This is a genomic window from Shimia sp., assembly GCF_041624275.1.
Taxonomy (GTDB): domain Bacteria; phylum Pseudomonadota; class Alphaproteobacteria; order Rhodobacterales; family Rhodobacteraceae; genus Shimia.
Window position 1 is genome coordinate 1 of the sequence record NZ_JBFJVE010000095.1, and the last position, 11118, is coordinate 11118.

At 65.0% G+C, this 11118-nt stretch carries 10 protein-coding genes; 5 read left to right on the forward strand and 5 right to left on the reverse strand.

The features are described 5' to 3' along the window. From ABZD10_RS09010 to ABZD10_RS09030, 5 genes are all read left to right on the forward strand, one after another. Positions 1-272, forward strand: a 272-nt coding sequence (locus ABZD10_RS09010) for a Hint domain-containing protein (RefSeq protein WP_372885940.1), incomplete at its 5' end; no start/stop codon positions are given. 153 nt (positions 273-425) lie between these two features. Then, positions 426-2033 (forward strand): peptide chain release factor 3, encoded by a 1608-nt coding sequence (locus ABZD10_RS09015; RefSeq protein WP_372885942.1) that lies wholly within the window; start codon positions 426-428, stop codon positions 2031-2033. Between the two features lie 57 nt (positions 2034-2090). Further along, entirely contained in the window at positions 2091-2843 is a 753-nt protein-coding gene (locus tag ABZD10_RS09020; protein WP_372885943.1) for a hypothetical protein, read from the forward strand. Continuing rightward, entirely contained in the window at positions 2840-3811 is a 972-nt protein-coding gene (locus ABZD10_RS09025) for a glycosyltransferase family 2 protein (RefSeq protein ID WP_372885945.1), read from the forward strand. Before ABZD10_RS09020 ends, ABZD10_RS09025 begins: the two co-directional genes overlap by 4 nt. A gap of 164 nt (positions 3812-3975) precedes the next feature. Beyond that, entirely contained in the window at positions 3976-5403 is a 1428-nt protein-coding gene (locus tag ABZD10_RS09030) for a DEAD/DEAH box helicase (protein ID WP_372885946.1), read from the forward strand. Between the two features lie 110 nt (positions 5404-5513). Here ABZD10_RS09030 and ABZD10_RS09035 read toward each other — a convergent pair whose 3' ends face one another. The 5 genes from ABZD10_RS09035 to ABZD10_RS09055 all read right to left on the reverse strand — a co-directional run. After that, positions 5514-7181, reverse strand: coding sequence for a ribonuclease J (locus tag ABZD10_RS09035; protein ID WP_372885947.1), 1668 nt, complete (start codon positions 7179-7181; stop codon positions 5514-5516). After that, positions 7178-7954 (reverse strand): type III pantothenate kinase, encoded by a 777-nt coding sequence (locus ABZD10_RS09040; RefSeq protein WP_372885948.1) that lies wholly within the window; start codon positions 7952-7954, stop codon positions 7178-7180. Before ABZD10_RS09040 ends, ABZD10_RS09035 begins: the two co-directional genes overlap by 4 nt. A gap of 25 nt (positions 7955-7979) precedes the next feature. After that, positions 7980-8729, reverse strand: a complete 750-nt coding sequence (locus tag ABZD10_RS09045) for a biotin--[acetyl-CoA-carboxylase] ligase (RefSeq protein ID WP_372885950.1) — start codon at positions 8727-8729, stop codon at positions 7980-7982. 110 nt (positions 8730-8839) lie between these two features. After that, complete coding sequence (nuoN, locus tag ABZD10_RS09050) at positions 8840-10279, reverse strand: NADH-quinone oxidoreductase subunit NuoN (protein ID WP_372885952.1); 1440 nt, start codon at positions 10277-10279, stop codon at positions 8840-8842. Between the two features lie 15 nt (positions 10280-10294). Continuing rightward, positions 10295-11118 (reverse strand): NADH-quinone oxidoreductase subunit M (locus ABZD10_RS09055; RefSeq protein ID WP_372885954.1); only part of this gene is annotated, 824 nt, incomplete at its 5' end.

The window sequence follows — 11118 nt, forward strand, 5'->3', positions numbered from 1 at the left end:
ACGGCGACAGCGTGCGCGCGGTCGAGGGCGGTTTCGTCGAATACTACCAGCTCCTGTTCGACACCCATCAGATCATCTTCGCCGAGGGCATCTCGGCCGAAACCATGCAGGCCGACCAGCGCACCCGCCCGATCCTGCCCGAAGAGGTGGAAAAGGCGCTGCAACGGCCGCAGCCCGGCCTTCAAAGCCGCCATCACGACTACGAGGTGCATGAAAACCTGCTCGACCGCCCCGATGCCGTCGACCTGTTGCGCCGCGCCTCCTCGAAATAGCCGACCCGGGTCTTTCAGTGCCCCCCTGCCCGGTCTTTCTCTTGCCCGAAATATCCCGGGGGACGGCGGCTTTTGCAAAAAGACGCCGGGGGGCGGCGCCCCCGCCGACATCGCCATATTGCACCGCCGCCCCGGCCCTTCTATAGCGGTGCCATGCTAGACCAGACGCCAAACCGCCCCGCCCTACCGGCCGAGATTGCCCGCCGCCGCACCTTCGCGATCATCTCGCACCCGGATGCGGGCAAGACCACGCTGACCGAGAAATTCCTGCTTTACGGCGGCGCCATCCAGATGGCCGGACAGGTGCGCGCCAAGGGCGAGGCCCGCCGCACCCGCTCGGACTTCATGAAGATGGAACAGGATCGCGGCATCTCGGTCTCGGCCTCGGCCATGTCCTTTGATTTCCGCAACTTCCGCTTCAACCTGGTCGACACGCCCGGCCACTCGGATTTCTCGGAAGACACCTATCGCACGCTGACGGCGGTCGACGCGGCGGTGATGGTCATCGACGGCGCCAAGGGGGTCGAAAGCCAGACCCGCAAGCTGTTCGAGGTCTGCCGCCTGCGCGACCTGCCGATCCTGACCTTCTGCAACAAGATGGACCGCGAAAGCCGCGACACCTTCGAGATCATCGACGAGATTCAGGAAAACCTCGCCATCGACGTCACCCCGGCCTCCTGGCCGATCGGCGTCGGGCGCGACTTTCTCGGTTGCTACGATCTCTTGAACGACCGTCTTCAATTGATGGACCGCGCCGACCGCAACGTCGTCGCCGACACCATCGAGATCAACGGGCTCGACGATCCGAAACTGGCCGAGCACGTGCCGGCGCATCTGCTCGAGCAGCTGCTGGAAGAGGTCGAGATGGCCCGCGAGCTGCTGCCCGCGCTCGACCCGCAGGCGGTGCTCGAGGGGCATATGACGCCGATCTGGTTCGGCTCGGCGATCAACTCCTTCGGGGTGCGCGAGCTGATGGACGGGATCGGCGATTTCGGACCCGAGCCGCAGACCCAGTCGGCCGAGCCGCGCCAGATCGCCCCCGAGGAAACCAAGGTCGCCGGCTTCGTGTTCAAGGTGCAGGCCAACATGGACCCCAAGCACCGCGACCGGGTCGCCTTTCTGCGCATGGCCTCGGGCCATTTCAAACGCGGCATGAAACTCACCCATGTGCGCACCAAGAAACCGATGGCGATCTCCAACCCGGTGCTGTTCCTCGCCTCGGACCGCGAACTGGCCGAAGAGGCCTGGGCCGGCGACATCATCGGCATCCCGAACCATGGCCAGCTGCGCATCGGCGACACGCTGACCGAGGGCGAAGCGCTGCGCGTCACCGGCATCCCTTCCTTCGCGCCCGAGCTCTTGCAGGGCATCCGCGCCGGCGACCCGATGAAATCCAAGCATCTCGAAAAGGCGCTGATGCAATTCGCCGAGGAAGGCGCCGCCAAGGTGTTCAAGCCGATGATCGGGGCGGGCTTCGTGGTCGGGGTGGTCGGGCAGCTGCAATTCGAGGTTCTGGCGAGCCGGATCGAGATGGAATACGGGCTGCCGGTGCGCTTTGAACCAAGCCAGTTCACCAGCGCGCGCTGGGTCAGCGGCGGCCGGCAAGCGATTGACAAATTTGTCAATTCCAACAAGCAGCACATCTCGTATGACCATGACGGAGACGTGGTCTACCTGACCCGTCTGCAATGGGATATCGACCGGGTCGAACGTGACTACCCGGATGTCAAACTGTCCGCGACCAAGGAAATGATGGTCTGAGCCCGAACCGCCAGGATGGGCGATTGCACGGGGCATTTCCCCGTGCAATCATGCGCCATGTCGAGCAATGAACTGACCTATCCCGAGGGGCTGAAAAGCCTCAATGAACGCTACAACTCCCGCCGGGAACCCTTTGTTTTCTACAGGGAATCCTTGCCGCCTATCGACGCGGACCTGGACGCGATGGCGCGGGCGAAAGTGCCGCCCGAGGCGACCGAAAAACAGCCGCACGAGCCGCAGAGGAATTCCTCCTGGGCCACCAAGCGGCGCGCCATCGCCAAGGAGTTCGTCGGCAACTCGCAGCTCGCCTATCTCAACGCCATGCTGATCTCCAACCTGCGCAAGTCCGGCGCCCCCGAACAGGCCGCGCCGCTGTTCCTGCGGCTCTGGGCCGAGCAGCACGACCACCTTCTGGCGGCACTGGATCTGCGCTGGCAGGTGTCGTCGGTGATGACCTTTGCCGATCATGGTGCCACCGATGTGCAGCGTCAGGTCGGACAGGCCATGCGGATGCTGTTCGGCCTGATGAAGCTTTACGAGTTCGAGCGTCTTTACAGCGGCCAGGACCCCGAAGTTGAATTCAGGTTCGGCAAGCGGTCCAAGGCCGACCTGCCGATGCAGATGGAGCATTTCGCACTTCGAAACGGCGGGCTGGACGCCAATATTCTGGCCCCGGTCTGGGATCTGGCGCTGACTGATCCCGGCATCGCGCCGCTGGCCGACAACCTGATGCGCGAGCTTAACCGCGACCCCGGCACCCTGTTCCGCCGCCTGATGACCATGCGCGCCAAGAAACTGGACCGCGCATGAGCGACCGCTGGGGAATCGTCGCCACGATCAAGGCACCGCCGCGCGAGGTGCTGGATTTCGTCGCCTACCATCTCGACCAGGGCGCGGCCCAGATCCATGTCTTTCTCGACAACCAGAACCCGCGCGCCGAGGCCGCGCTTGCCGGCCACCCCCAGGTCAGCGTGACCCGCACCGACGGCGCCTATTGGCGCGCCGGCGGCGGCAAGAAACCGGCCAAGCACCAGCTGCGCCAGACCGCCAATGCCACCCGCTGCTACGCCGGGGTGCGCGATCTCGACTGGCTGCTGCATATCGACGTCGACGAATTCGTCTGCCCGTCGTCGCGCCCCCTGGGCGAGCTGCTCGCCGCCCTGCCCGAGGATCAGCTCTGCGCCCGGCTGATGCCCGCCGAAGCCCTGTGCAGCGACGAGGTGGCGGGGCTCGATCCGACGCTGACCTACTGCAAGGCCTGGATGCCGCGATCGCCGCAGACCACGGCCCTTGAACAGGCGCTTTACCCGCAGTTCGGCAGCTACCTTCGGGGCGGATTCGTCAGCCATTTCATCGGCAAGATCCTGGTCCGCACCGGCCTGCCGGACCTCGAGTTCCGCATCCACCGCGCCTTTCGCGACGGCCAGGAGATCGCCGCCCAGGACAAGCTCGGCGCGGTCGACCTCTGCCATGTTCACGTGCCCGGCTGGCAGGGCTGGCAGAAGCTGATGGCCTACCGGCTGGAAAAGGGATCCTACCGGGCCGAACTGCAACCGGCCCGCCCCGCCGCCTCGGGGGGCATGTCGCTGCACGAGGTCTTCAGCCATCTTCACGCCGAGGGCGGCGCGGCGGCGCTGCGCGCCTTTTTCGACGAGGTCTGCCTGGCGCGCCCCGAGCTTCTTGCCCGGCTCGAGGCCGAGGGGCTGTTGCGGCGCTTCCGGCTCGATCTTGGGGCCAAGCGGCGGAAACACTTCCCCGGCTGGCGCCGGCAATGTTGACGGATTGGTGACAAAACGCCCCGATGAGCGGGCTTTGATTGACCTCTGGCTGTTTTTTCAGTACAAGCCGCGCGTGGGTCGCAACTGTGGCAAACCACGGGGCCGAACGGGCCCGACCCCATCATACGCTACGGGCCGGAAATGTCCGTAAACCACGGATACGCATGACAAAATTTTCCGACTTGAACCTCAACCCGAAGGTGCTGAAAGCGATCGGCGAAGCGGGTTACGAAACTCCGACCCCCATTCAGGCAGGCGCGATTCCCGCCGCTCTCGAAGGGCGCGACGTCTTGGGCATCGCCCAAACCGGCACTGGCAAGACTGCCAGCTTCACCCTGCCGATGCTGTCGCTGCTGGCGCGTGGCCGCGCCCGAGCCCGCATGCCGCGCAGCCTGGTGCTGTGCCCGACGCGTGAACTGGCGGCGCAGGTGGCCGAGAACTTCGACACCTATTCCAAACACCTGAAACTGACCAAGGCGCTGCTGATCGGCGGCGTCTCGTTCAAGGAACAGGATGCGCTGATCGACCGTGGCGTCGACGTGCTGATCGCCACGCCGGGCCGTCTGCTCGACCATTTCGAGCGCGGCAAGCTGCTGTTGACCGGCGTGCAGATCATGGTGGTGGACGAAGCCGACCGCATGCTCGACATGGGGTTCATCCCCGATATCGAACGCATCTTCTCGCTGACGCCCTTTACCCGCCAGACCCTGTTCTTCTCGGCCACCATGGCGCCCGAGATCGAGCGCATCACCAACACCTTCCTGTCGGCGCCGGCGCGGATCGAAGTCGCCCGGCAGGCCACTGCCTCCGAGACCATCGAACAGGGCGTGGTGATGTTCAAGGCCAGCCGCCGCGACCGCGAAGGCAGCGAAAAGCGCCGGGTGCTGCGCGCGCTGATCGACAGCGAAGGCGCGGCCTGCACCAACGCCATCATCTTCTGCAACCGCAAGACCGATGTCGATATCTGCGCCAAGTCGCTGAAGAAATACGGCTATGACGCGGCCCCAATCCACGGTGATCTCGACCAGTCGCAGCGCACCCGGACCCTGGACGCCTTCCGCAACGGCGAGCTGCGCATTCTGGTTGCCTCGGACGTTGCCGCGCGCGGCCTCGATGTGCCCAGCGTCAGCCACGTGTTCAACTTCGACGTGCCGGGCCATGCCGAGGATTACGTCCACCGCATCGGCCGCACCGGCCGCGCCGGGCGCGAGGGCAAGGCCTTCACGATCTGCGGGCCGCGCGACGAAAAGGCTTTCGACGCGATCGAGAAGCTGATCCAGAAAGAGATCCCCCGCGTCGGGAACCCGTCAGAGCCCGAGCCGCGCAAATCGCGCCGCAAGAGCGAAGACGAGACCGCCGTACAGGCAGCAGCTGCCGAGGAAGAAACGCCCAAGGCATCGCGCCGCGCCCGCAAGGAACCGCGCGAGGAACGCCCCGACACCAAGGCCGACACGGCCAAGGGCAAGTCCACGCGAACGCGCGGCGGACGCGGCCGTCAGGACCGTGGCGGACGCGACGAAAAGGTCACCGGCATGGGCGATCACCTGCCCAGCTTCATCGCGCTCAGCTTCGAGGAGCGCCGCGCCGACTAACCGGCGCAGCGCCGCTCCTGCGGACAACAGAACACTAAAAAGGCCGGGCAATTGCCCGGCCTTGTCTTTTCCACCTGCCATCTGCCCCGTGGGGGGGGATCGGCCGCGCCTTAGCGCAGCCGGCTGACCACCACGGTGACTTCGGGTTTCTTGCCGATCTCGTCGGCGCAGGTGCCTCGCGCGATACGGCGCAATTCGCCCTCGAGCTTGTCGTCGTCGCGCAGGGTCTTTTCACCGGCGCGGCCGAGAAACTGGCTCAGGTCCTCTTCCAGCACCTCGACCAGCGGCGCCCGGCTGCGCCCCTCTTCGGGCAGCCCCTTGATGTCGCACCAGGCCTCGCCCAGAGGCTCGTCCTCTTCGTCAAGGATCACCGTCACCACCACATGACCGTTCAGCGCCATGCGGATGCGGTCGCGCACAACCCCGTCCAGGGCGCCGATCTGGGTCGCCCCGTCAAGATAGGTGCGCCCGGTTTCGACAAAGCCACAGACTTTCGGCGCCGCTGCGGTCAGATCGACCATGGTGCCGTTGACCGCCACCACCGAGGCGCGGCCGCGCTCGGTGCTGATCCGGGCATGTTCGCGCAGATGGCGATGTTCGCCGTGGTTGGGAATCACCATCTCGGGATTGACGATGTCCTGCAACCGCTCAAGGTCGGGCCGGTTGGCATGGCCCGACACATGGTAGTGCCCGTTGCTGTCATCGACCACGTCGACGCCTTTCTCGGACAGTTGGTTCATGATCCGGATCACGCCGCGTTCGTTGCCCGGAATCGTCTTGGAGGAAAACAGGAACAGGTCTCCGGCCTGGAGCTCGATCCCGTTGTACTTGCCACGCGCCAGCTGGGCCGATGCGGCGCGGCGCTCGCCCTGCGATCCGGTGACCAGCAGCATCAGGCTCTCGCGCGGCACGGCGCGGGCGTCCTCGGGGCTGATGACCTTCGGGAACGAGGTCAGAACGCCCTCCTGGATTGCGGCCTCGATCATGCGCCGCATCGCCCGCCCCATCAGGCAGATCGAGCGTCCGGCGCGCTCGCCGGCTTCGGCCAGGGTCTTCACCCACGCCACGTTCGAGGCAAAGGTGGTCGCCACCACGGCCTGCGGCGCCGCCTTGACCAGCGCCTCGATCTCGGGGCCGACCGAGGCCTCCGAGCGGCCGGCATAGCCCGAGAACACATTGGTGCTGTCGCAGACCAGCGCCTTGACCCCGTCGCGGCTGACCTCGGCCCAGAGATCGGGGTCAAAGGGCTCGCCGACCACCGGGGTCTGATCGAGCTTGAAATCGCCGGAATGGATCACCCGCCCGGCCGGGCTGTCGATCACCAGCGCCGCGCTTTCCGGGATCGAGTGGCTGACCGGCAGGAACCCGACCGAGAACGGCCCCGCCCCTGTCATGTCGGGCCAGGGTCCGACGGTCACCACCTCTTCGGCCGGCTGGCCGCGGTCGGCCATCTTGTGACGGGCCAGGTTGGCTGTGAAGGCGCGCGCATAGACCGGCACGCCAAGCTTTTCCCAGTAATGGCCCACGGCGCCGATGTGATCCTCGTGGCCATGGGTGATGAACACCGCCTCGAGCCGGTCCTTGTTCTCGGTCAGCCAGGTGATGTCGGGAAAGATCAGGTCGACCCCGGGGCTGCCCTCCATATCCGAGAAGGTGACGCCGAGATCGACAAGGATCAATCGCTCCTCACCTTCCGGTCCATAGCCATAGACATAGGCATTCATGCCAATTTCACCGGCCCCTCCCAGGGGCAGGTAGATCAGTCGCTCACTGCTCACGCGGCGTATTCCTTGTTGTAATTGTGAATCACGGTCAGCCCGTGCATGGTCAGGTCTTCTTCGAAACTGTCGAACAACGTCACCGATTGCTGGAACAAGGGCGCCAGCCCACCGGTGGCGATGATCTTCATCTCGCGCCCGTGTTCGGCCGTGATCCGCTCGCAAATCTCGCGCACCAGCCCGACATAGCCCCAGAACACCCCCGACTGGATGCAGGCGACGGTATTGGTGCCGATCACGTGTTGCGGCTTGGCGATGTCGACATGCGGCAGGGCGGCGGCGGCATTGTGCAGCGCCTCGAGGCTGAGGTTGACGCCGGGCGCGATCACCCCGCCGATATAGGCACCGTCATTGTCGACCACGTCGAAGGTGGTCGCGGTGCCGAAGTCGACGACGATCAGGTCGCCGCCGTGGCGGTCGAAGGCGCCGGCGGTATTGACCAGCCGGTCGGGGCCGACGATGGTGCCCGCATCGACCCGCGCCTCGGTCGGCAGCAGGCACTCGGGCCGGCCGACGACCAGCGGCCGGCAATTGAAGAAGCGGTCGGCAAAGACCCGTAGGTTGAACACCACCCGCGGTACGGTCGACGAGATGATCACCTCGGTGATGTCGGTCTCGATGCCATAGTGTTTGATCAGGGTCGAGAACCAGGTGAAATAGGCATCCGCCGTGCGCGCATGGTGGGTCGAGGTGCGCAGGGTGCACAGGAACCGGGTTCCGTCCCAGACCGAAAACACAGTGTTGGTATTGCCGCAGTCGATCGCCAGAAGCATGCCCCGGTCCCTCTTTTGACCCAGTTCAGAAAAAAATATCCGCCGCCGGTATCGCAACAGACCCTCGGGCCGTCTTCAACACCAGATTGCCCGCCAAGTCCACCGTTTCAAAGGTGCCGGTGGTCTCGTCACGTGACGTCCGGGCGGTGATCACCTCGCCAAGCTTCGCGGCGCGCGCCAGCCAGGCCTCGCGGATCGGGCCAAAGCCATAGGTCGAAAACTGGGCCTCATAGCGCGCATAGGCGCTGGCCAGCACCTCGAGAAACTCCTCAGGTGTCACCCTGCAACCGGTTTCCGACAACAGCGACACCGGCCGTGTCGCCCCCGGCTCGACCTCGCCGATCTCGGGCGCGGCACTGAGATTGACGCCGATGCCGATGGCGAGATGGCTCACCGCGCCGCCTGTCATTCCGGCACTCTCCAGAAGGATACCGGCCACCTTGCCGCCGTTGAGCAGCACGTCATTGGGCCATTTCAACGAAAGCGCCTCGGCCCGCCCGGTGACGTCGACAAAGGCGTCGAACAGGGCCAGCGCGGCGACGAAGGAGCGCAGCGCAACCTGCTCGGGGCCCTCGGACGGGCGCATCACCAGCGTTGCCGAGAAATTGCCGGCAGGGTCGGTCCATGGGCGCCCGCGCCGCCCCCGGCCCCTGGTCTGGCGCAGGCCGAGGATCCATTCCGGCCCGCTCAGGGTCGGGGCGATCCGCGCCGCCTCGGCATTGGTGCTGTCGACCTCGGCCAGAACCCGCCTGCCATATCCTTCAGGCCATGCCATCGCCGCCCCTTTCATCTCTTTGTCAAATACTCTCGCCGAAGGCGTAAAAAAAACAAAGCGACGCGCCCTTGGGGGGCGCGTCACATTCTTTCAACAGCCGTCACCGGCGATTACTGAACCAGCGTCGCGGCCGCGGCCTGGGCGATGCCCTCGATGCCGAACAGGTTGACGACCCCCAGCACCATAACCGCCGCCGAGCCCATCAGAAGGCCCCACAGCACCGGCGAGCGGCCGCGGTCCAGCTCTTCGCCCTCGTCACCGAAATACATGTAGTAGACGATGCGCAGGTAATAGAAGGCGCCGATCACCGAGGCCACGACCCCGAGCACCGCCAGCCAGGCCAGCCCGGCGTCATAGGCCGCGCGCAGCACATAGAACTTGCCGAAGAAACCGACCAGCGGCGGCACGCCAGCCAGCGAGAACAGCAGCACCAGCATCGCCAGCGCCCGGCCCGAGTCGCGGCGCGCATACATGTTCAGCGCCCTGATGTCGGTGACCGGCTGGCCGTCCTTTTCCATGGTCAGGATGAAGGCGAAAGTGCCGACATTCATGGTGACATAGATCGCCATGTAGATCAGCAGCGCCTGAACGCCAAAGGCCGTGCCCGCCGCCAGACCCATCAGCGCATAGCCCATGTGGGCGATCGAGGAATAGGCCATCAGGCGTTTGATGTTGGTCTGCCCGATCGCCGCCACGGCGCCAAGGAACATCGACAGCACCGACAGCAGCGCGATGATCTGCTGCCAGTCGCCGACCACGCCGCCAAAGGCGTCATGCAGCACCCGGGCAAACAGCCCCATCGCCGCCACTTTCGGCGCGGTGGCAAAGAACGCGGTGATCGGGGTCGGCGCGCCCTCGTAGACGTCCGGGGTCCACATGTGGAACGGCACCGCCGACACTTTGAAGGCCAGACCGGCAGTGACCAGCGTCAGGCCCAGCAGCAGACCGATCCCGGCCTGGCCGTGACCGGCAGCTTCGATGATGCCGGCGAAAAGCGTGGTGCCGGCGAAACCGTAGACCAGCGAAGAGCCGAACAGCAGCAGCCCCGAAGACAGCGCGCCGAGCACGAAGTATTTCAGACCCGCTTCCGAGGATTTCACCGAGTCGCGGCGCATCGAGGCCACCACGTAGAGCGACAGCGATTGCAGCTCGAGCCCCATGTAAAGCGCCATCAGGTCTCCGGCCGAGACCATCACCATCATGCCGACCACGGCCAGCGTGACCAGCACCGGGTATTCGAAACGCAGCATGCCGCGCCGGCTCATGTATTCCTGCCCCATGACCAGCACCGCGGCGGCCGAGAGCAGGATGGTGATCTTGGCGAAACGAGCAAAGGCATCGTCCTGGAACATGCCTGCGAAGGCTTCGCGCGCACCGTCGCCGCTGACGCCGATCCACGCGGCGACCAGCACGAAGACGCCGGCGGTGGCCCAGGTCAGGGTCGATGCCAGCTTGTCCTTGCCGGCATAGACCGCGCCGACAAGGGCCGCCATCGCATAGAGCGCCAGAAGGATTTCCGGCAGAATGATATTCAGATCAGCCTGGATCATGTTCTCAAGCTCTCCTTAATGCGACGCGATTTGCGTGTCCCCGAGAGGGGCATGCGCCAGTGCGGTTTCGTAATTGTTGATCAGCGCCTCGACCGACGGGCCGATGATGTCGGTGACCAGCGGCGGGTAGACCCCCAAAAGAAGGGTCATCGCCACCAGCGGTGCAAAGATCCATTTCTCGCGCTTGGTCATGTCGGTGATCGACTTCAGGCTTTCCTTGATCAGGTCTCCGAAGACCACGCGGCGGTAGAGCCACAGGGCGTAGGAGGCCGAGAAGATCACGCCCGATGCCGCGAAGAGCGCCACCCAGGTGTTGGCCTTGAAGATGCCGAGGATGGTCAGGAATTCGCCGACGAAACCCGAGGTGCCCGGCAGGCCGACATTGGCCATGGTGAAGAACATGAAGATCAGCGCATAGGCCGGCATCCGGTTCACCAGACCGCCATAGGCGTCGATGTCGCGGGTGTGCATACGGTCATAGATCACGCCGACGCAGAGGAAGAGCGCGCCCGAGATGAAGCCGTGGCTCAGCATCTGGAAGATGGCGCCGTCGATACCCTGCTGGTTGGCGGCAAAGATGCCCATGGTCACGTAACCCATGTGGGCGACCGAGGAATAGGCGATCAGCTTTTTCATGTCTTCCTGCACCAGCGCCACCAGCGAGGTGTAGACAATGGCGATCGCCGACATCCACAGCACCAGATCGGTCATCACCGCAGATCCCACCGGGAACATCGGCAGCGAGAAGCGCAGGAAGCCATAGCCACCGAGCTTCAACAGAATGCCTGCCAGGATCACCGAGCCCGCGGTCGGCGCTTCCACGTGCGCATCCGGCAACC